This window comes from Pseudomonas sp. TWI929 (assembly GCF_039673335.1).
Classification (GTDB): domain Bacteria; phylum Pseudomonadota; class Gammaproteobacteria; order Pseudomonadales; family Pseudomonadaceae; genus Aquipseudomonas.
In genome coordinates this window covers 13,781-34,542 of the sequence record NZ_JBDJLK010000036.1, presented here as the reverse complement: position 1 = coordinate 34,542, position 20,762 = coordinate 13,781, and the positions used below count along the sequence as shown (strand labels likewise).

General features: G+C 63.9%; 21 protein-coding genes and 1 pseudogene. 5 read left to right on the top strand and 17 right to left on the bottom strand.

The genetic code is table 11. The annotated features are described in order from the left end of the window. Positions 1-49: 49 nt before the first annotated feature. Complete coding sequence (locus ABE456_RS16060; protein WP_346644790.1) at positions 50-532, top strand: TIGR02444 family protein; 483 nt, start codon at positions 50-52, stop codon at positions 530-532. Here the strand turns inward: ABE456_RS16060 and ABE456_RS16055 are convergent. After that, the gene (locus tag ABE456_RS16055; protein ID WP_346644789.1) at positions 508-1,527 is read right to left on the bottom strand and encodes an AlgP family protein; all 1,020 of its coding nucleotides are present in this window, start codon (positions 1,525-1,527) and stop codon (positions 508-510) included. The two genes, ABE456_RS16060 and ABE456_RS16055, sit on opposite strands and share 25 nt — an antisense overlap. A 383-nt stretch (positions 1,528-1,910) precedes the next feature. Here ABE456_RS16055 and ABE456_RS16050 point away from each other — a divergent pair, with 383 nt between their 5' ends. Further along, positions 1,911-2,549, top strand: coding sequence for an FKBP-type peptidyl-prolyl cis-trans isomerase (locus tag ABE456_RS16050; RefSeq protein ID WP_346644788.1), 639 nt, complete (start codon positions 1,911-1,913; stop codon positions 2,547-2,549). Positions 2,550-2,558: 9 nt separating this feature from the next. Here ABE456_RS16050 and ABE456_RS16045 read toward each other — a convergent pair whose 3' ends face one another. From ABE456_RS16045 to ABE456_RS16015, 7 genes are all read right to left on the bottom strand, one after another. Then, positions 2,559-3,029, bottom strand: a complete 471-nt coding sequence (locus ABE456_RS16045; RefSeq protein ID WP_051099032.1) for an Rsd/AlgQ family anti-sigma factor — start codon at positions 3,027-3,029, stop codon at positions 2,559-2,561. A gap of 231 nt (positions 3,030-3,260) precedes the next feature. Then, on the bottom strand, positions 3,261-3,767 hold the full coding sequence (locus tag ABE456_RS16040) for a disulfide bond formation protein B (RefSeq protein WP_346644787.1): 507 nt from the start codon (positions 3,765-3,767) through the stop codon (positions 3,261-3,263). 222 nt (positions 3,768-3,989) lie between these two features. Next, positions 3,990-5,228: a heme biosynthesis protein HemY gene (locus ABE456_RS16035; protein WP_346644786.1), complete on the bottom strand. Its 1,239-nt coding sequence runs from the start codon at positions 5,226-5,228 to the stop codon at positions 3,990-3,992. Further along, entirely contained in the window at positions 5,225-6,325 is a 1,101-nt protein-coding gene (locus tag ABE456_RS16030) for a uroporphyrinogen-III C-methyltransferase (protein WP_346644785.1), read from the bottom strand. Before ABE456_RS16030 ends, ABE456_RS16035 begins: the two co-directional genes overlap by 4 nt. 45 nt (positions 6,326-6,370) lie before the next feature. Beyond that, positions 6,371-7,138, bottom strand: a complete 768-nt coding sequence (locus ABE456_RS16025) for a uroporphyrinogen-III synthase (RefSeq protein ID WP_346644784.1) — start codon at positions 7,136-7,138, stop codon at positions 6,371-6,373. After that, the gene (hemC, locus tag ABE456_RS16020) at positions 7,135-8,076 is read right to left on the bottom strand and encodes a hydroxymethylbilane synthase (protein WP_346644783.1); all 942 of its coding nucleotides are present in this window, start codon (positions 8,074-8,076) and stop codon (positions 7,135-7,137) included. The genes ABE456_RS16025 and hemC overlap by 4 nt, the downstream gene beginning before the upstream one ends. A gap of 196 nt (positions 8,077-8,272) precedes the next feature. Beyond that, on the bottom strand, positions 8,273-9,016 hold the full coding sequence (locus ABE456_RS16015; RefSeq protein WP_346644782.1) for a LytTR family DNA-binding domain-containing protein: 744 nt from the start codon (positions 9,014-9,016) through the stop codon (positions 8,273-8,275). 296 nt (positions 9,017-9,312) lie between these two features. Between ABE456_RS16015 and argH the strand changes: the two genes are divergently transcribed. Then, positions 9,313-10,707, top strand: a complete 1,395-nt coding sequence (gene argH / locus ABE456_RS16010) for an argininosuccinate lyase (protein ID WP_346644781.1) — start codon at positions 9,313-9,315, stop codon at positions 10,705-10,707. 34 nt (positions 10,708-10,741) lie between these two features. Here the strand turns inward: argH and ABE456_RS16005 are convergent, their stop codons facing one another. After that, positions 10,742-11,404 carry a glutathione S-transferase gene (locus tag ABE456_RS16005; protein ID WP_346644780.1) on the bottom strand — a complete coding sequence of 221 codons (663 nt, stop codon included), beginning with the start codon at positions 11,402-11,404 and terminating at the stop codon, positions 10,742-10,744. A gap of 147 nt (positions 11,405-11,551) precedes the next feature. Between ABE456_RS16005 and ABE456_RS16000 the strand changes: the two genes are divergently transcribed. Both ABE456_RS16000 and ABE456_RS15995 read left to right on the top strand, forming a co-directional pair. Further along, entirely contained in the window at positions 11,552-11,851 is a 300-nt protein-coding gene (locus ABE456_RS16000) for a hypothetical protein (RefSeq protein WP_346644779.1), read from the top strand. Between the two features lie 70 nt (positions 11,852-11,921). After that, positions 11,922-12,167: a TIGR02647 family protein gene (locus ABE456_RS15995; protein ID WP_016714401.1), complete on the top strand. Its 246-nt coding sequence runs from the start codon at positions 11,922-11,924 to the stop codon at positions 12,165-12,167. A 159-nt stretch (positions 12,168-12,326) separates the two neighbouring features. Here the strand turns inward: ABE456_RS15995 and ABE456_RS15990 are convergent, their stop codons facing one another. The 8 genes and pseudogenes from ABE456_RS15990 to ABE456_RS15955 all read right to left on the bottom strand — a co-directional run bounded on the left by ABE456_RS15990 (position 12,327) and on the right by ABE456_RS15955 (position 20,568). Further along, positions 12,327-14,270 carry a cytochrome c/FTR1 family iron permease gene (locus tag ABE456_RS15990; protein ID WP_346644778.1) on the bottom strand — a complete coding sequence of 648 codons (1,944 nt, stop codon included), beginning with the start codon at positions 14,268-14,270 and terminating at the stop codon, positions 12,327-12,329. Between the two features lie 246 nt (positions 14,271-14,516). Then, positions 14,517-14,801, bottom strand: a complete 285-nt coding sequence (locus tag ABE456_RS15985) for an XRE family transcriptional regulator (protein ID WP_003260206.1) — start codon at positions 14,799-14,801, stop codon at positions 14,517-14,519. A 13-nt stretch (positions 14,802-14,814) separates the two neighbouring features. Continuing rightward, a pseudogene (locus ABE456_RS15980) lies at positions 14,815-15,140 on the bottom strand (type II toxin-antitoxin system RelE/ParE family toxin). A gap of 395 nt (positions 15,141-15,535) precedes the next feature. Then, positions 15,536-16,954 (bottom strand): TolC family protein, encoded by a 1,419-nt coding sequence (locus tag ABE456_RS15975; RefSeq protein WP_346644777.1) that lies wholly within the window; start codon positions 16,952-16,954, stop codon positions 15,536-15,538. Next, complete coding sequence (locus tag ABE456_RS15970; RefSeq protein WP_300027353.1) at positions 16,951-17,826, bottom strand: HlyD family secretion protein; 876 nt, start codon at positions 17,824-17,826, stop codon at positions 16,951-16,953. Before ABE456_RS15970 ends, ABE456_RS15975 begins: the two co-directional genes overlap by 4 nt. After that, entirely contained in the window at positions 17,823-18,035 is a 213-nt protein-coding gene (locus tag ABE456_RS15965; protein ID WP_003255905.1) for a DUF1656 domain-containing protein, read from the bottom strand. The genes ABE456_RS15970 and ABE456_RS15965 overlap by 4 nt, the downstream gene beginning before the upstream one ends. Beyond that, a complete protein-coding gene (locus tag ABE456_RS15960; protein WP_346644776.1) occupies positions 18,032-20,119 on the bottom strand; it encodes an FUSC family protein in 2,088 nt (695 codons plus the stop codon). Before ABE456_RS15960 ends, ABE456_RS15965 begins: the two co-directional genes overlap by 4 nt. Then, a complete protein-coding gene (locus ABE456_RS15955; RefSeq protein WP_346644775.1) occupies positions 20,116-20,568 on the bottom strand; it encodes a MarR family transcriptional regulator in 453 nt (150 codons plus the stop codon). Before ABE456_RS15955 ends, ABE456_RS15960 begins: the two co-directional genes overlap by 4 nt. Positions 20,569-20,762: the final 194 nt, after the last annotated feature.

The window sequence follows — 20,762 nt, the reverse complement described above, 5'->3', positions numbered from 1 at the left end:
ATGGTCGCGGAGTCTACCAGCTTCCTCGGCCCATAGCGCGAGTGGAACCATGCACACCGACCTGTGGAATCACGCCCTGGCCCTGTATGCCAGGCCCGGCGTGGAAGCGGCCTGCCTTGAGCTGCAGGCGCAGGGTGGCGACGTCTGCCTGCTGCTGTGCGCAACCTGGCTGCAAATGCGTGGCGTGGGCGTACTGGCCGAACGTGCGCAGGCACTGCGCGAAGTTGCCGAGCCCTGGCAGCGTGAAGTCGTTACGCCGTTACGCGGCCTGCGCCAACAGTGGCGAGCGGCAGCGCAGGATGATGCGCAGCTGGCGGCGCTGCGTGAACACGTGAAGGGGTTGGAGTTACAGGCCGAGAAGGCCTTGCTGCAACGCTTGCAGGACCGTGCGCTGCAGTGGCCCGCGGGCTCCTGTGAGCCCACGGACGACTGGCTGGCCCGACTGGCGCCGGACCAGGCCCGACACCACGACGCGCTGGATCAGTTGCGCGTTGCGGCGGCAGCGCTTCAGGACGCCGAAGACGGTGCCTGAGCCGGGGTGCTGACGGGTGCCGAAGGTGCTACCGAAGCTGCCGGGTTGGTCGCAGCGGCCGGGGTGCTGACGGCAAGTGTAGCCGGCTTGCTTTCGGCTGGCTTGCTGACGGCGGGTTTGGCTGCGGCGGGTTTGGTGGCCCGACGGGCTGGCGCTTTTGCGGCAGCTGGTTTCGCAGCTGGCTTGGCCGCAGCAGCTTTGGCTGGCGCTTTGGCCGCCGCTGGCTTGGCAGCAGGTTTCGCGGCAGGCTTGGCTGCAGCAGTGGCCTTGGCAGCCGGCTTGGCCGCAGGTTTGGCCGCAGCAGTGGCCCTGCTAGCTGGCTTGGCTGCAGGTTTGGCAGCAGCAGCGGCTTTGGCGGCCGGCTTGGCCGCAGGTTTGGCAGCAGCAGTGGCCCTGGTAGCTGGCTTGGCCGCAGATTTGGCAGCAACAGCGGCTTTGGCGGCTGGTTTGGCCGCAGGCTTGGCAGCAGCAGTGGCCTTGGCCGCTGGTTTGGCCGCAGGTTTGGCAGCAGTAGCTCTGGCGGCTGGTTTGGCCGCAGCGGTGGTTCGGGCAGCAGGTTTGGTAGCGGGTTTGGCGGCAGCCGGTTTCTTGGCAGCACGCAGATCAAGGGCTTTGGCTGCGGCTTCGCGAACCTTGCCTACGCCTTGGGCCAGCTTGAGGCTGTCCTGGGCATCGCGCTTGAGTTGCTGAATATAAGAGCGGGTCTGGGTTTGACGTTCCTTGAGCGAATCGAGCAGTTCTTCCAGTTCGCCAATGGCTTTTTGCGCCTTGGTCTGCGCCTTGGCTTTGCCTGCCTTGGCCGCGTCCTGCAGTTTCAGGCGACCGTTGTGCAGTTTTTCCTGGGCCTTGCCACGCTGCTTTTCCAACTTGGCCAGCAGTTTCTCCGCATCAGCCAGCGCTTGCGAGCAGGCATCTTCCAAGTGTTCGAGCAGGCTACCCGAAAGTTGTTGGAGCAGGTGTAACGGCGTACTTACTGGCTTCTTTTTGGCCGACATGGTTTACCTCCTGGCTGACGAGATTGCGGCTCATACTATGCTTCTGCTGCTACCGCCGCTAGGGCATGTTGACAGTAATATTTACGCCGCGTTGCATGCCTGGGCAAAGTTGTTATCTTGCAGCTCCGTGCAAGTGTAGTTGCTGAATAAATCATTGCTGATATTTGGCAATTATCTGTACGCCGCTATCGCCTTGTGGGTGCGGCCTTGTGTCGCGAAAGGACCGCGCAGCGCCCCCCGAATTTCAGCGTCGCCGTAAAAATCGCGGGGCTGCCCTGCAGCCCTATCGCGACACAAGGCCGCTCCCACAAAAGGGCGCGAAAAGGCAAATACAAGTATTGAACGCTGGCATACTTCCACGCTCATTGGCGCAGGAACTGACCATGCCTCGATTTCTTGTTTTAGGCTTATGCCTTTTGGCCCCCCTCGCCCTGGCCGACAGTGATGAACACGACCTCGCCTACAGCCTCGGCGCCAGCCTGGGTGAGCGGCTGCGCCAGGACATGCCGGGCCTGCAACTCGACGCGCTGATCGAAGGCTTGCGCCAGTCCTACCAAGGGCAGCCCCTGAAGCTGGACAAGGCGCGCATGCAGGCCGTGCTGCAGCAGCATGAGGCACACGAGGGCGATGCCGAGACGCAGAAACAGCAGGCGGCCGAAAAACGTTTCATGGCCAATGAGCGCGGGCGCTATGGGGTGCATGAATTACCGGAAGGCGTGCTCTACAGCGAACTGCAAGCAGGCACGGGCGCGCAACCGAAAGCCGGCGGCAAGGTGCAGGTGCGCTACGTGGGCAGGTTGCCGGATGGTTCGGTGTTCGACCAGAACCAGACGCCGCAGTGGTTCAGCCTGGACTCGGTGATCGAAGGTTGGCAGGTGGCCTTGCCACTGATGCACGCTGGCGCCAAATGGCGCCTGGTGATTCCCTCAGCGCAAGCCTATGGCGCCGAGGGTGCGGGCGACCTGATCGCCCCCTATACACCCTTGGTATTCGAGATCGAACTGCTGGCGGTTGGCGACTGACGCCAACCCTCAGGCCTCGACCGCGCCCTCTTCCTTGTGCGCGTTGTGCAGCACTTCGATCAGGCAGTCTTCCAGTTCGAAGCGCTCGTGCAGCAAGCCGCCCAGCTTGGCCAGCTTTTCGGCGAAGCGTTCGGTGTCCTTGCACTCGCCTTTCGCGCAATGATCATTGAAGGCCAGGGCGATCTGGGTAATGTCGTTGATCCGCGGGTTGATCTCTTCGGCCAGTTTCAACGCTTTCTCGTCATCGAAAGCCTTGGCCTCACTGACCAACTGCTCGCAGACCTCGAAATGCCACGCCGAACAGTAGTCGACAAGCAGGCCGCAAAAATCCCCGTTCGTGTCTTTGTCGGCAAAGGCCAGCTTCACATCGCGCAGCGCGCGGAAAGCCTGCACCAGTTCCTGGCGCTCCTTCAGCCAACGGTCGATCAGATCGTGAACCCCACCCCAGCGTTCCTGGGCGTTCTGACAACTATCGAGCATGGCGATTTCTTCCCTTCTGGGTAGATGCCGCTGCACCTCGCACCACGACCGCGCAGCACAAAGGTGACATCAGCAGTACGGCATCGAGCAGTTGTATTTTCGGTATGCGTGCTGGGAGATTATTCCCGTGCGTGCTGCCCTTCAAGGTACTCAGCGTACAAAGTTCATACAAGTGTTTAATACCTTGTTACTTCGCCACTGGTCGCACTAATGGCCCAGCGTTGTTCCAGGTCAACTTCTTGCCAGTGTGCGGAAACGATACGCCAGCAGGTAGCTCAAGGGCAGCGCCGCCAACAGCAGGAAGGCCAGCAGGCTCCATTCAGGCAGCGTCAGGTCAAGAAAGCTCCAGGTCAGCGAGTTGCAATCCGGGCCGCCGAGCAACAGTTGCCGCGCCGCCTCGCCCCAGGACTGCTCGAATACACGCCCGATCGGCACAGGGCAGACATGGATGCCCCCAGCAGCCCCTTGCAGCCAGACATGCCGTGCGGCCAGCAACGCCCCAGCCAGCGAACAGCCCAGCGTCGCCCGCGCATAGCGGCGAATGCCCGGCATGCCTGGTGCCTGCACCACTGCCGCCAGGCTCAGCAACGCGTACACGGCAAGCAACAGCCGCTGGCTGAAGCACAACGGGCAAGGCACCAGCCCCAAGGCGTTTTCCAGGTGAAAAGACCCAGCCAGGACGGCCAGTGCGGCCAGGCAGGCGGGAAGGAAAAAGGTGCGCAGACAGGCCGGCAGCATGGGCGGTGAAGGTCCCGGGGATGATGACGTGGCTTGAAACGGTAGAGGAAAGACGCGTCATGTTTCAAGGCACGACAGCAATGACAAGTCGCTGAATCGTGAAGGAAATTTCCAGCCGTGCGGTAGGAAACGTCTGAAGAAGCGGACTGCAGATCTAACTTACATCGATAGACAAGTTACCCGCCCCCAAAGCCCGCACCTCGGCGCGGGCCCTGGGGTAGGTCAGGCGCGCACGCCTTCTGGCAAAGGCAGCGCCAGCAGGCGCTCGTCCAGCAAGCCGAGGCCCTCCTGGAACAGCTGGTTGCTGCGCTCGGTCTCGCCAAGGCCAGCCAGCAGGCGGGCCAGCTCGGCACAGGCCTCGGGGTTGCGCTCCATGCGCAGGCTGCTTTCCAGGTAGTCACGCGCCTTGCCCCACAGGCGGTTCTGCAGGCTCAGGCGGCCCAGGGTCAGCAATAGGCTGGCGTCTTGCGGGTGGGCCTTGAGCCAACCTTCGGCGGTTTGCAGTTGGCGCGCCGGGTCATCACCGCGTACCAGGCCGTACAGGCGGGCCAGGTGGCTTTCGTAGTCACGTTTGAGGGCGGTGCGCAGCACTTGCTCGGCCTCACTCTGGGCACCCACCTGGCGCAGTTGCTCGGCATAGGCCAGCACCAGTTGTGGCTCTTGGCGCTGGGCTGCGGTCAACTGCTGCCAAGCGCGCTCCAGGGCCTGACGGGCACTTTGCGCGTCCTCGCCACGGGTGGTGGCCAGGCTCAGGTTCTGGCCCCAGGCACGTTGCTCCAAGGCAGCCAGCTCGGCAGCCGGCAGCACCTTGCCCTTGCGCAGGTCTGGCAGCAGGCGGATCAGCGCCGACCAGTCGCCGCGCTCCAGGTGCAGGCGCTGCAGCAGGCGCAATACCTGGCTGTTGTGCGGGTGGCGCTCCTGCATGGCCAGCAGGGTTTCCAGGGCACCATCGCTTTCGCCACGGTCCATCTGCAATTGCGCATGGGTCAGGGCGATGGCCAGTTCCGCTTGCGGCTGTCGCTCCAGAGCACGCTCCAGCAGGTTGTCGCTGTCTTCAATACGGCCTTGCTCATTGGCGGCACGCGCGGCACCGAGGTAGTACAGCAGCGGCTGGCGCTCGGCTTCGGCGGCGCGGTGCAAGTGGCGTTGGGCACTGGCCCAACGCCCCTCGGCGAGGTCCAACTGACCCTGCTCGATGGCCAGGCGAATGCGCCGGCTGCGGTTACGCCGTGACCACGGGTTGACCACGCCGCTGGAGGTCAGCACCAGGCCAACCAGGTAGCGCACCAGCCACAACAGCACGATGACCGCCAGCAAGCCGGCCAGGGCCGCCCATAGCCCCGACTGGTAACGGAAGCCACCATAGGAGATCAGCACGTAGCCGCTGTGCTTGGCGACCGCGATACCCAGTGCCGCGGCGACCACGATCGCCAGCACGGCCAGCAGGTAGACACGTTTCATGGCTTGCCCCCTTCAGCCTCGGCCGGCAGGTGACGGCGCTGGATGTACGCCTGCACCGCGGCCAGGCTTTCGCTGAGGTCGGGGGTAACCACCGACACCGGCTGATCGGCCAGGGCATTGAGGCTGTCGAGCATGGCCTTGCTTTGCGGGTTGTCGGCATTGAAGTTGGCCAGCAGTACGCTGCGGGCGTCATCCAGCGCCTGGGTGTAGACCTTGGCATCGCCGTTGAGCGCCGCCCACTGGGCCTGCTCGATGGTCAGGGCCAGGGCCAGGCGCAGCTGATTCAGTTGCTGCCCGGCCAGCAGCGGCCGCACATTGTCATCGGCGTTGAAGTCGATCTGGAAGTACTTGGAGATCTCTGCCCACCACTGTGACAGCCGGCTGGCACCATCACCGTCGGTGGTCAGGGCGCCGAGGGCATCGGCATTGCTGGCGAACTCGGGCGACTGGGCACTGAGCTGCTGCACCAGTTCGCGCTGTGCGGCCAATTTGAGGAACAGGCCAGTACGGTCCGGTTGCTGGGTGCTGTTGAGCGTGGCCAGGCTGCGTGCCAGTTGCTCGCGGGCGGCGAAGGCGCCCGGGTCGCTCTGCTCGCGCAGGATTTCGTCGGCCCCCTCGACCAGCGCCTTGGCACTGGTGATGTCCTGCAGTGCTGACAGGCGCAGGGTGGCCAGGCGCAGCAGGTGCTCGGCTTCAGCCAGGCGCCATTCCTTGCGGCTCTCGCCCAGCACGGTTTCCAGGCGCTGGCTGAGGCGCTGCTGGTCGCCTTGCAGTTGCGCCACCAGGCGGCGCCGGTCTTCCAGTTCGCTGGCCGCCGGCAGGCTGGCCAGTTGCGCGCTGATCTGCTGCTCACGCTGTTGCAGGGCTTCGGCGCGCTGGTTCAGCGCCTCGATGCGCTGGCCCTGGTTGAACTCGCTGCCTTGCAGTTGCCGCACCTGCCAGACACCCCAGCCGCCTACCGCCACCCCGGCTGCGCCAAGCAGCAAGGCCAGCGCTGCCAGGCCACTGCCGGAGCGCTTGGCAGGTGGGGCGGTAACGGGTTCCGCCGGCGCCTGTGCCGACGGCTGATCGTTATTGGACAAGACAGTCTCGCTCACGTATCCATCCTTTGCATGGGGGCGCATCGCGTTCAGCTTAGCGCCTTAAGAGGCAGGTGCAGCGCTACGCTGCACGGCTGCCAGCAAGGCCGTGGCACTGGCGCCACGGCAATCCACAACCTGTTGGGCCCCGGCGGCCCTGGCCTGTTCAGCAACCCGCGGGCTGGGCACGAACAGCGGCAGAAGGGCCAGCTGCGGCCAATCGGCGCCGGCCATCTGCTGCAAGTGTTCAAGACCCTGCCCACTGCTGACCACCAGGCCATTGAGGCGTTCCGCTTCGATGCGGCGCATCAGGGTGCCCGCCGGGTAAGCCGGCAGGCAGCGACGATACAGTTCCAGATATTCGACACTAGCACCTTGCTCTGCAAGACGCTCTGCCAGCAGTTCGCGACCTCCGACGCCGCGCACGATCAATATACGTGGTGTGGGCACGGCAAGTGCCTGGCGCAGGGCCGGCAGCGCCAGCAAGGCTTCGCTGTCATCGCCGCGCGGCGGGAAGCTCACCTCCAGGCCTGCCTCCTGCAGCACTGCAGCAGTGGCCTCGCCTACGGTGAACCAGCCTTGCCGGGGTGGCTGCAGGCCGGCCTGGGCAAGTTGATCAAGTAACAACCTGGCGGCTGGTTTGCTGACCACGATGATCGCCTGGAAGCCATGCAGGCCTTCCAGCAAAAGCCGCTGCCAGGCCTCCACGGTAACGGGCTCGATCGCCAGCAGTGGCAGGCAACTGCTGCCCACTCCCGCTGCCGCCAGGCTTTGCGCCAGCGCTGCGCAGTCCTCGGCAGGCCGGGTCAGCAACAGGCGCCATCGGCTCACGGGTGGCCGGCCTCGCCGTAAACTTCCTTGAGGATGGCCTCGGCGCCTTGGCCCAGCAGGTCCTCGGCCACCTGTACGCCCAGGGCCTCGGCTGCAGCGCGGGGCGCGCGGGCATCGGCCACCAGCAGGGTACCGCCGCTAGGCTGGCCAACCAGGCCACGGAGCCACAGCTGGTCACCTTCGAGCACCGCGTAGCAGGCAATCGGCACCTGGCAGCCGCCATTCAGGCGTTTATTCAGGGCACGTTCGGCAACCACCCGGTCGGCGGTATCGGCATGGTGCAGCGGCGCCAGCAGCGCGTGGATTTCCTGGTCGGCGCTGCGGCACTCGATGCCCACCGCGCCCTGGCCGCCAGCCGGCAGGCTGTCATCGACGCTGATGGTGGAGGTGATACGGTCTTCGAAGCCCAGGCGGATCAGGCCGGCGGCGGCGAGGATGATGGCGTCGTACTCGCCAGCATCCAGCTTGGCCAGGCGGGTGTTGACGTTGCCACGCAGGAAGCGGATTTGCAGGTCCGGGCGGCGCGCCAGCAACTGTGCCTGGCGGCGCAGGCTGGAGGTGCCGACGATGCTGCCGGCAGGCAGCGCTTCGAGGCTGGCAAAGGTATTGGACACAAAGGCATCACGCGGGTCTTCGCGCTCGCAGATGCAGTACAGGCCCAGGCCCTCGGGGAAGTCCATGGGCACGTCCTTCATCGAATGCACGGCGATGTCGGCTTCGTTGTCCAGCAGGGCGGTTTCCAGTTCCTTGACGAACAGGCCCTTGCCGCCGATTTTCGCCAGCGGCGCATCGAGCAGCTTGTCACCACGGCTGACCATGGGCACCAGGGTCACCAGCAGACCGGGGTGCGCCTGCTCAAGGCGGGCTTTGACGTATTCGGCCTGCCACAGGGCCAAGGCACTTTTACGGGTGGCAATGCGGATTTCGCGAGTGGACATGGAACGCCCCGATCCAGAGAAATGCTGTCGATGATAACAGCATCACTGGTATCGCTTGCAGATGTGGATCAGCTGAGGGCCCCTTCGCGGCTAAAGCCGCTCCCACAGGTTCATCACTGCCTTCAGAGCGGCACGTACCTGTGGGAGCGGCTTTAGCCGCGAACAAGGGCGCAGCCCTTGCCATGCGAGCGCTGTATCAGAGGGTTTGCATCATCTTGCGCACGCCGGCCACATGGCGCCGGCTGACCGTCAGGGCATCACCGTCCAGGCCCTTCAGGTACAGCTGAAAGTGCCCCAACGGGGTGCGCTGCAGGCGTTCGATCCGTTCGCGGGCGACCAGCGCGTTGCGGTGGATACGCACGAAGCGTTCGCCAAACTCATCTTCCAGGGCCTTGAGCGGCTCGTCGAGTAGCACTTCCCCGGCCTCGTGACGCAAGGTCACGTATTTGTGGTCGGCAATGAAATAGATCACCTGGGGTAAAGGGATCAGCTCGATGCCTTTGCGCGTGCGGGCACTGATGTGGCTGCGTGGGCCGCCACCTTCGTTGGCCGGCCGGGTGAGCGCCGCCAACTGGGCGCGGTTGGGTTTTTCGGCCTTGCGCAGTGCATCGCGCAGCGCCTGGGCCTGGAAGGGTTTGGTCACATGGCTGAGGGTGCTGTCCTTGAAAGCCTCTGCACCGTATTCATCATCCCCGGTGCAAAACACCACCGCCGGCGGCGCCTCGCGTTCGCACAGGCGAGCGGCGACCTGCAGGCCATCCAGGCCTGGCATGCCGATGTCCAGCAGGACCACATCGGGCTTGAGGCTTTCGATCAGTGCCAAGGCCTCCTCGCCGTTGGTAGCACTGGGCTCCAGCACGGTGTAACCCTCCAGTTCGCCGAGCATTCGGCTTAGGCGCTCACGGCCTTGGGGTTCGTCATCAACGATCAGGACATTCATAATTGCGCTGGATTCCTGAATGAGTCTCGCACAGGTATAGCGTAGACAGGTGTGGTTCGAGCGACACTGCGGTCACGCTCTAGACCGGTGCGATGGCCAAAGATTCACTCGGCCGGCAGATTCACTGCCAGTCCTCTGTCCAACTGTAGACGCTCCGTGGAACACTGCCGTTCATTCCTTAAAATCCTTCTCTGCCGTTTTCCCGGCATTTCTCTCGACCAGCGCCCTGCGGCGGCCAGCCCAACCCTGCTATCATCGGCGCCACTTTTTCGTTCACGCCTGCAATGAGTGAATCCATGAGCACCGACAAGACCAATCAGTCCTGGGGCGGCCGCTTCAGTGAGCCCGTCGACGCCTTCGTCGCCCGTTTCACCGCCTCGGTCGACTTCGACAAGCGCCTGTACCGCCACGACATCATGGGTTCGATCGCCCATGCCACCATGCTGGCGCAGGTCGGCGTGCTCAGCGATGCCGAGCGCGACACCATCATCGATGGCCTGAAGACCATCCAGGGCGAGATCGAGGCCGGCAACTTCGACTGGCGCGTCGACCTCGAAGACGTGCACATGAATATCGAAGCACGCCTGACCGACCGCATCGGCATCACCGGCAAGAAGCTGCACACCGGTCGTAGCCGCAACGACCAGGTGGCCACTGACATCCGCCTGTGGCTGCGCGACGAGATCGACCTGATCCTGGCCGAAATCACCCGCCTGCAGCAGGGCCTGCTGGAGCAGGCCGAGCGTGAAGCCGAAACCATCATGCCCGGCTTCACCCACCTGCAGACGGCCCAGCCGGTCACCTTCGGCCACCACCTGCTGGCCTGGTTCGAAATGCTCAGCCGCGACTACGAGCGCCTGGTCGACTGCCGCAAGCGTGCCAACCGCATGCCGCTGGGCAGCGCCGCGCTGGCCGGCACCACATACCCGATCGACCGCGAGCTCACCTGCAAGCTGCTGGGCTTCGAAGCCGTGGCCGGCAACTCGCTGGACGGCGTGTCGGACCGCGACTTCGCCATCGAATTCTGCGCGGCTGCCAGCGTGGCGATGATGCACCTGTCGCGCTTCTCCGAAGAGCTGGTGCTGTGGACCAGTGCGCAGTTCCAGTTCATCGACCTGCCCGACCGCTTCTGCACCGGCAGCTCGATCATGCCGCAGAAAAAGAACCCCGACGTGCCAGAGCTGGTACGTGGCAAGAGCGGCCGTGTGTTCGGTGCCCTGACCGGCCTGCTGACCCTGATGAAAGGCCAGCCACTGGCCTACAACAAGGACAACCAGGAAGACAAAGAGCCGCTGTTCGACGCCGCCGACACCCTGCGCGACTCGCTGCGTGCCTTTGCCGACATGATCCCGGCGATCAAGCCCAAGCACGCCATCATGCGTGAAGCGGCCCTGCGTGGCTTCTCCACCGCCACTGACCTGGCCGACTACCTGGTACGCCGTGGTCTGCCGTTCCGTGACTGCCACGAAATCGTTGGCCACGCGGTGAAGTATGGCGTGGACACTGGCAAGGACCTGGCCGAGATGAGCCTGGACGAACTGCGCCAGTTCAGCGACCAGATCGAGCAGGACGTGTTTGCCGTGCTGACCCTGGAAGGCTCGGTGAATGCGCGTAACCACATTGGTGGTACCGCGCCGGCGCAGGTGCGTGCGGCCGTTGTTCGTGGCAAGAGCCTGCTGGCTTCGCGCTGATCAAAACCTGGGGCCGCTTTGCGGCCCCAGCCTTTTAGCGCTTGCCGCTACGAATCATCTCCATGAAGGCCGGCATCGCCGCCTCCTTGTCCGCCACGATCCGCGCCATGTGCGGGTTCTCGCCCATCCGCTGCAGCAACGCCTTGGCCTGCGGGAAGTCCGCCAGGAAATCGATGTTCAGCACCTTCTTGCCTACGGCATAGGCCAGGTCGACCGAGAAGCAAAACATCAGGTCTGCCAGCGTCAGCTGCTCACCCGCCACATAAGGTGCGAAACGCCCGTTGCGCTTAAGCGTGGCAAACCCGGCCAACAGGTCGGCACGGGCCTTTTCCTTGACCAGCGGCTCCACCGACATGCCAAAGAACGACTCGGCGTAGCAGGTACGTGCCGGCAGTTCGATGTACAGCTCGATTTCCTTGAGCAGCTCACGCACCTTGGCCTGGCCGAACGGGTCGGCCGGCAGCAGCGCCTTGCCGCCCTGGGTCTGTTCGATGTAGTCGAGGATCACGCTGGTTTCGCTGAGGAAACCGTGTTCGGTTTCAAGCACTGGCACCTTGCCCCGCGGGCTCACTTCCAGTGCCTGTGGCGCCTGGCCGCCATAGAAGGTGACTTCCTCGAAGGGCAGGCCTTTTTCCAGCAGGGCCAGCTTGACCATGTTGTAGTAGTTGCTTACCGAGAATCCATGAAGCTTGAGCATGAGGTAACAGCCTCCAGGCCGTAAGGGGTTGGCCTGGCTTTTATAGACCCATCGCTTGCCACTGACCAGCGTCATGCACCCCGTCAATGCCCGGGCATTGCCGCTACAGGCGTGGCACACTGTGCGTCCCATCATAGGAGTAGCGCCATGAGCGAGCCCACCGACATCGACAACGACGACGAAGCCTTCGCCGAGGCAACGCTGACCCAGGCCATCGAGAACCAGATTGAAAGCGGCGATCCGGCCGCGGCCAAGGCCACTTTCAATAAACTGACCTTGGTCGGCTATGAGCGTGACGACATTCTCAACCTGATGGCCCATGTGCTGGCCTTCGAGGTTGACAACATGCTGAAAGAAGACCGCGAGTTCGACCGCGAGTGGTACGAGAACGCCCTGAGGGCGCTGCCAGAACTGCCGCCTGAGATGGATCAAGGCGAGGACGAATAACCCGGCTACACTCGAAGATCAGGCACCGTAGAACGGTGCCGTCATCCTTGTCTGGAAGTCAGGAGTCGCCATGCCTTTTACCCCCGATCTGATCGACGAACTGGAAGTACTCGCGCTGTTCAAACACGACAGCAGCCAGGAAGGCATCAAGATAACCAGCACCGCCGCCCCGGCCCTGATCGCCGCTGCGCAACGCCTGCATGAGAAGGGGCTGACCGATCAACCTGATGGCGGCTACCTGACCAGCCTGGGTCATGACGCCGTGGAAAGTGTCCAACTGCTGCAGAACATTCTCAAGGCGCCACAGCCGGCCTGAATGGCCTCCTCCGTCGGTGTGGGAGCGGCCTTGTGTCGCGATAGGGCCGCAGAGCGGCCCCACTGTTCCAGCACCGCTGCATAAATTGCTGGGGCCGCCTTGCGGCCCTTTCGCGACACAAGGCCGCTCCCACAGGGTCCGCGCCGGCCTGTCAGGCAATCAGTTAGCCGCCGCCCTGCGTTTCTCTGCCAGGCGCGAACGCCCGTACAGGAACACGATGGCCGCCAAGGCCACCGCCTGCGCCGACAGCGAGTAGGCGTCAGCATGTATCCCCAACCAGTCGAACTCGAAGAACGCCACCGGCCGCGTGCCCAGCACCCCGGCCTCTTGCAACGCCTTCACGCCATGCCCGGCGAACACCACCGACAGCGCACACAGCAGCGCGGCGTTGATGCTGAAGAACAGCGCCAGCGGAAGTTTGGCCGAACCGCGCAGGATCACCCAGGCCAGGCCCACCAGCAGCACCAGCGCCGTGGCGCCACCGGCCAGCACCGCCTGGTGCCCGGCAGGGCCTGCCTGCAGCCACAGGGTTTCGTAGAACAGGATCACTTCGAACAGTTCGCGGTACACCGAGAAGAACGCCAGCACGGCAAAGCCGAAGCGCCCACCACCGCTTACCAGGCTGCTCTTGATGTAGTCTTTCCACGCAGCGGCATGGCGACGGTCGTGCATCCACACGCCAAGCCACAGCACCATCACCGCGGCGAACAGCGCCGTGCAGCCTTCCAGCAGCTCACGCTGGGCACCGCCGACGTCGATCACATAAGCCGCCAGGGCCCAGGTGGCGAAGCCGGCGACCAGCGCCAGTGCCCAGCCGATGTTGACGCTACGCACGGCCGATTGCTGGCCGGTATTGCGCAGGAACGCCAGGATCGCAGCGAGTACCAGAATCGCTTCAAGGCCTTCGCGCAGCAGAATCAGCAGGCCAGAGATAAAACTCAGTGACCAGCTCAGGCCATCGCTACCCAGCAGTTTTGCCGCTTGCTCAAGCTTGACCTTGGCTTCGCTCAGGCGCTGCTCGGCCTGGGCCAAGGGCAAGCCATCCTGCAGGGATTGGCGGTAGGCCATCAGCGATTTTTCGGTGTCCTTGCGCGCCAGGGTATCGATGTTATCCAGCGAGCTTTCCACCAGTTCGAAGCCTTCCAGGTAGGCTGCCACCGACAGGTCATAGGCCTGGTCGTGGTCACCTGCCCGGTAGGCAGCCAGGCTCTTGTCCAGGGTACTGGCGGTGTATTCGAGCAATTGCGCCGGGCCGCGCTTGACCTGCGGCGGCTGGGCGCGCTGGGCGCGGAATGCCTCCACGACTGCATTGCCTTCATTGGCGGCGACTTCGGCCGGGGTCTGGCGGGCCAGGTCGGCGATGTTCCAGGTCTTGTCGCCTTTGCCGGCTTCCAGCTTGGCGGTGAAGCTGGCGATGTAGGCGGCCACGTCCCAGCGCTGGCGATCATCCAGCTGGTCGGCAAACGAAGGCATTTCGGTACCGTCGATACCCAGGGCCAGGGTGTTGTAGAGGTCGAACAGGCTCAACTGGTCGAGGCGCGCGACATCTCGCAGGTTGGCCGGGGCTGGCTCCAGGCCGACGCCTGCCGGACCATCGCCGGTACCGGTATCGCCGTGGCAGATCGAGCAGTTTTGCGCATACAACGAAGCGCCGCGGGCCGGGTCCGGGGTGATTACCGGAGCCTGGCTGACCTCGTAGGCCACGGCCAGGCGTGCGCCCAGTTGGCGGGCCTGTTTGGCGACGGTCGGACCGTTCTGACGCTGGTCGATGGCCTGGCGCAACGCCTGGATGCCCTGCTCCAGGGCCGCTTGCTCGGTATTTGCAGGCAGGCCTTTGACCAGTTCGGCCAACACCGTACTGAACTCCTGCTGCTCGCGGTATTCGCCATCGTCGATCACCTTGCCGTCCTGCACGGTCGGCGGGTAGTCGGCACCAATGTAGTCCAGCAGGTGCAGGGCCTTGGTAGCCTCGGCGGGGGCTTCTGCCAGCGCAACAGTGCTGCACAGCGCCAGCACCGGGCCGAGTAATAAAGCCGGTAGCCAGGCAAGCAGACGGGAACGGGTTTTCATGGCCAGTCTCGAAGGGAATGCGAAAGAGAACATTGTTCACTTCCACTTTGCTTCGCTCAAGGGTGCTGGGCGGATTTCATGAAAAATCTTGGTACAAATCAGATGAAGTGGGATCTTATGGGCGAGCACCGGGCGCTTCCCCTGTGGGAGCGGGTTTACCCGCGAACACCGGCACAGCCGGTGCCATACACCGCGTTGCATTCTTCGCGGGTAACCCACATGGACCGCACGTACCCCATTGCCCTGGTTGCTTGAAAGTTATTGAAGACAACCATCGCCTCAGGCGAGCTTTTCCTTCACCGTGAAGTCCACTTCCAGATCGGCATTGGCCAGCAGGTTAACCAGTGCATCCAGGGAGAACTTGTCTATCTTCCCATTCAACAGTTCACTCAAGCGCGGCTGAGTGACATGTAGCCGACGCGCCGCATCCTTCTGAGGTAGGTCCCAGGCACGTACCGTCTTGACCAAAATCCGCATCAGCTGCGATCGCAGCCGAAGGTTGTCGGCCTCTTCTGGCGTATCAGCCAACGCGTCCCATACCGATGCCGAGCGTTCATTCGCCATTGTTGATCACCTCTCAGTCCAGCGACCTGAATCGGGCCTTCGCCACATCAATATCGCGCTTATCCGTCTTTTCAGTTGTCTTGCGGAATGCATGCAGGACATAGACAGCCTCCGGGCGGTTCACAACATAGAACACGCGAAAGCACCGTCTTTACACTTGATGCGGATCTCCCGCACACCCTGCCCCACATTCTCCATCGGCTTCCAGTCTGTAGGTTCTTCACCGGACTGGATCAAATCCAGCTGGTACCCAGCCCGCTGCCTCGCTACTGGTGGAAACCTGCGTACATCATCCTTGCTGCCACCCACCCATTCGACAGGCTTCTGACCGTCCCACATGCCGCATGCTCCTTAGCTGTCGTGCCAATCAGCCGCTGTGCTCGCCTACTGCCTCTCATCTTCAACAGCGTGGTGGTCATGCCGCAGCGCCTTTCTGGCATACATGGCGACGATCAGGCTCCAAGAGCTCACACACAGAATATATCGATACCGATATAAAATCGAGCATGCAAGCGCCTGTCGTTGATTGCGACACAATCAGAGAAATGGGCGAGGCGACTCACCTGAAAAGGCGGATGAAATACATTAAGCCAGGTGTCATTCCTGGCCTAGTCAGCGGCCAACGACTGGCCTTGTAGGATTAATCGTCTGTAGATGGAGAGCGAAATACTGGTTACAGCTGAGGAAGGCCAGCCAAGATACAAAGGTGATGAGGCCGCAATGCGGCCTCAGTTTTACGGTTTGGCAGTATCCTTCCACCCCCCACCCAACGCCAGAAACACCCCAATCTGCCCCAACGCCACTTGGCTATTGGCCGCCGCCAGCTGCGCGCGCATATCGGTATAAGTCCGCGTCGCCTGCAAATCCGCCAGGAACGACTCACGCCCCGCCTGGTAATAGCGGTGCGTCTGGTCTGCCGCTTCCTTGGCCGACTTCTCCGCTTCGGCCAGCGCATCGCGGCGGTCCAGCAGAGCGCTGTATTGCGCCAGTCGGGTCTGGGTCTCGCGGATGGCGTTCAGCACAACCCCATCAAAATTGGCCAGGGCCGCCTGGGTCGAGGCTTCTGCCATGCGAATGCGGGCACGGGTACCGTTGGTGGGGATGGTCCAGCTGATCTGCGGGCCAAAGCCCCAACGGTTGGTCGAAGGCTCGCCGAGGTTTTCCAGGATACCGATGGTACCTACCTGGGCGCCGATGCTGATGTCCGGGTACAGCGCGCCAGTCGCCACGCCGATGTAGGCGGTGGCGGCGGCCAGCTGGCGTTCAGCCTGGCGCACGTCAGGGCGGCGCTTGAGCAGCGCCGCGCCATCGCCTACCGGCACCAACTGGTTCAGGTGCGGCAGCTCGGCACAATCGGCGGTGCCGACAGGCAGCTGGTCAACCGGCTTGGCCAGCAACGCAGCCAGGGTGTACATGCCCGTTTCGCGCTCGGCCTTGAACCGTGGCAGTTCGGCGCGCAACGACTTGAACTGGGTTTGCGAGCGGGTGACCTGGGTTTCATCGCCACGGCCGGCATCACGCAGGCGTTGGTTGAGCTTTACGCTCTGCTCCTGCAAGTCGAGCGACTCGCGGGCGATGTGGTATTCCTCGTTGGCCGAGCACACCTGGGTATATGCCTTGACCACGTCGGCCACCAGGGTGATGCGGGCAGTATCAGCGGCGGCCTGTACTGCATCGGCATTGGCCTTGGCGGCCTCGGTGCCGCGCTTGAAGGTGCCCCACAGGTCGAACTGGTACGAGGCGCTGATGATGGCCTCGCCAATATTGGCCACCGGCACCTTCTCGGGCAGCAGGAACGCTTCGCCAGACTCCTGCAGGCGCTGGGCGCCAAGCTTGACGCCACCGTTGAAGCCACCTTGCGACTCGGCCACTTCGACCTGGGCGCGGGCCTTGGCAATGTTGGCGGCGGCCACTCGCAGCTCGGTGTTGGCACCCAGGGCCTGGCGCACCAGCTCGTTCAGCCGTTGATCCTGATACAGCTGCCACCAGTCCTCGGGCACCGGCGCCGAGACCACGCTGTCGGCATCCTGGCGCAGCGGGCCGTTGAGGTCGCTGCGTTGTACCGCCGCGTCCTTCGGCACTTCATAGTCGGGGCCAACCATCATGCAGGCCCCCAACGACAGGCACAGGCCGGCCAGGATCAACTGTTTCATGGCCGCTGGCCCTCGATGATCGACACCGTGGCGGTACGCCCGGCGATCATGCGGAAGTCCTCAGGCACTTCGTCAAAGGCGATGCGCACCGGAATACGTTGGGCCAGGCGTACCCAGCTGAACGCCGGGTTGACGTTGGGCAACAGGTTGGCGCCGCTGCTGCGGTCACGGTCTTCGATACCCGCGGCAAAGCTTTGCACATGGCCGCGCAGGCGGGTGTTGTCGCCCATCACGCGGATATCCACGGCATCGCCAATGTGGATGCCGCCAAGCTTGGTTTCTTCGAAGTAGCCATCAACGTGGTACGAAGCACTGTCGACCACCGACAGCACCGGCCGGCCGGCGGTGACGAATTCGTGGTTACGCGGCGCGCGGTCGTTGAGGTAGCCGTCCACCGGGCTGCGTACCACCGAGCGGTCGAGGTTGAGCTGAGCGGTATCGACCGCCACCTGCGCCTCGCTGACGGCCGAGCGGGCGCGGGCCTCGCGGGACTGGCTTTCTTCCAGCTGCTCGGCAGCCACCAGGTTGCCCAGCTTGCGGTTGCGCTGCGCTTCGCGGGAGGCCTGGGCCAGGGTTTCCTGGCGCTCACCAAGGGTGGCCTTGGCCTGGCGCAGGGCCAGAGTGAAGCGGTCCTGGTCGATGGTGAACAGCACGTCGCCGCGCTTGACGGTCTGGTTGTCGCGCACTTCGACCTTCTGGATCAGCCCGGACACATCCGGGGCGATCTGGATCACGTCGGCGCGGATGTGGCCGTCGCGGGTCCAGGGGGCAAACATGTAGTAGACCACCATCTGCCACACGAGCACGGCGGCGAAGGTCACTACCAGCAAGGTCAGGACCACACGGCCCAGGGTCAGCAAAGGTTTTTTCATGGCAGCATCAGGTTTCGGCAAAAGTGGTCCACCGCGCCAAGCAGCACGGCATACAGGGCAACGTTGAACAACGCCCGGTGCCAGACCAGGCGGTAAAAATGCAGGCGCACCAGCACCGCGTGCACCCCCAGGAACAGCAGGTAGGTGCCAAACATCATCACCAGCAGCGTGGGCAGGAATACCCCGCTGATATCCAGTTCACCAATCACAGGGGCGCTCCGTCGAGGCCGGGGGGCAGTTGCGGTTGTTCGGCGGGTTCGAGCATCACCTCCACCCCTGGCAGCAGCGCCAGGCGCAGGCCGCTCAGGGCATGCAGCAGGTGGGTGCGGGCGTCGCCGCGCTCGTACAGTTCATCCAGGTTCAGCGCCAACCGCGCGCGCTCCATGTTGCGCAGCAGCGCGGCCGGGGCATGCAGGCGCTCGCCGGCACGCAGGCAGGCGGCATAGTGCGCGCCAACTTCCTCGATCACCGTGTTCAGCCGTTCACGGGCCTGCTGGCCGGCACGCGGCATGTACGCCAGCAGGTCGAGCAGGTTCAGCCCGACGCGCAGGTCGCGCAGGGCCACGCCGCTGTCCTGGCCGGTTTGCGACAGGCGCGGCAGGTGCTGCATCAGGCGGTCGAGCATCTGCACGCCGACCTGGCGGTGCTCGGCCAGGGTCGCCGGCTCGGTCATTTCTACGATGTCGCGCCAGGCGAAGCGGGTCATGCGCTTGGCTGCCAGCTCCACGCCGAACGGGCGCATCACCAGGGTCCAGATAAAGGCGAACAGCAGGCCCACGGGGCCGGCCAGGTTGGAGTTGAGGAAGGTGAAGAAGTCGGCGTCGTAGGCGCCCTGGATACTGATGAAGGTGGAGGTGTTGACGATGGTCAGCAAGGTGCCCAGGTAGAAGCGCGGTTGCACGGTCAGGGTGCCGACGCAGATGAACGGCACGGCAAAGGCCAGCACCAGCATCGGGAAGTCGTGCAGGTTGGGCAGCACCAGAAACAGGTACAGGCTGGAGAAGATGACCGACATCAGCGTCCAGAAGAAGAATTTGTAGATCTGCGGCGCTGGGTCGTCCATGGCGGCAAAGAAGCTGCACGACACAGCGGCGAGAATGACCGCACTGGCGCCCTCGTTCCAGCCCAGACCGATCCACAGGCCGCAGGCAACGACGATCGCCAGCACGGTGGAGGCCACCGAGTACAGCATCAGGCCGCGGTCGAAGAACGCCGTCAGGCGGCCCAGGCGCCAGTGGCGGTACACCGCGCGCCAGGGTTTGGCATCGTCGCTGCGTAGGGCGTGTTGCAAGGTGCAGCAGTCCTGCCAAAGGTCGGCCCATTCGGTCAGCCGATACAAGGCATTGGACAACAGCAACTCGGCGCGCTGGTCGAGGGCGGCGGCGCCAGGCTGCAAACGCTCGATCTGCTCGTGCAAGGCGGTCCAGCGTGCAACCGAAGCGCTGTCGGCGGTGCCCTTGAGCCATTCACGGGCGCTTTCCAGCAACGGTTGCAACTGGGCAAACTGCGCCGGGGCGCGGCCTTCGAGGGCCAACAGGGCATCGTCGAGAGCGTCGACCACCGGCAGCAGGTGGATCATGCGGCCGCGCAGCTCGCGGGCGTTCTTCAGGGTGTGCGGGCCGGCGCCTTCATGGCCGAGCTGACCGATCATCAGCTCCAGCGAGTTGAACGTGGCGACCATCGCCCCGCGCATGCCGCCGACCTTGTCGGCGCTGACGTCGCGGGCCAGGTAGGTGTCACTGTAGCGAATCGCCTCGGTGAACCAGTTGCCGGTGGCACCGACCACCACCGGCGCCAGCCTGCGTGGCCAGAAGATGGCCCCGACCACCGCCGCGCAGACGATCCCCAGGCAGATTTCCTGGGCGCGGGAAGACGCTACGTCGAACACCGCCAGTGGGTTATCCACAACCGCCAGGGCGATCATCGGCAAGGTGTAGCCGGCCAGCATCAACACGTAGTTGTTGGCCGTGCGCAGGTTCAGCGAAAGGAACAGCAAGGTGCCGGTCCACAGGGCGATGGCGATGCTCAGCAGCAACGGCGACTGCACCAGCGGCGGCACCAGGAAAATCGCGCCACCAGCACCTAACAACGTGCCTACGGCGCGGTACAGGGCCTTGGAGCTGGTCGGGCCGACGAACGGGCTGGAGACAATGTACACCGTGGCCATGGCCCAGTAGGGCCGCGGCAACTGCATGAGCAGGGCGATGTACAGGGCGATCATGGAGGCGGCAAAGGTGCGCACACCATAGAACCAGTCGCGGGCTGGGGGGACCGAGCTGAAGAAACCGTTCATGCCGCCCCGCCTGCACTGCCCAGACCGGCAGCTTCGAAGGCGCGTAGCACGCGCAAGGCGGCTTCCAGGTCGGCCTGGTCGATGCCGTGCAGCACATCGCGGCGCAAGCGCACCAGCTCGGCTTCGATGGCTTCGGCCAGGGCACGGCCTTCGGCGGTCAGGCTCAGGGCCTTGGCGCGGCGATCCAGCGGGTCTTCGCTGCGACAGACCAGGCCGGCCTTGCACAGCTGGTCGAGCAGGCGCACCAGCGATGGGCTTTCCAGGCCGGCGGCCTGGGCCACCGCCACTTGGTGCACGCCATCGCCAAGGCGCACAATCATCAGCAATGGCGCGGCACAGGCCTCGGAGATGCCATAGCTGGTCAGTGCCGCGTGGCAGATGCGCCGCCAATGGCGGGCGGCAACCACCATGCCGCTGCTGACTTGCAGGCGCAGGAGATCAAGGGACATGGAAGGAACCAAGGATATTCATAGTTTGCTAACTATCAATATACGCCTGTGCCTCCCCCTGTCGTCAACAGGGGGTGACGGGGGGTATGGATGAATTGTTGTTCATGCTGGGGATTTTGCGTTGCCTGTGCCGGCCCTTTCGCGGCGGTTCGACGCCTCGATGAACCCGCTCCCACAGGGACTACCTAGGCTTC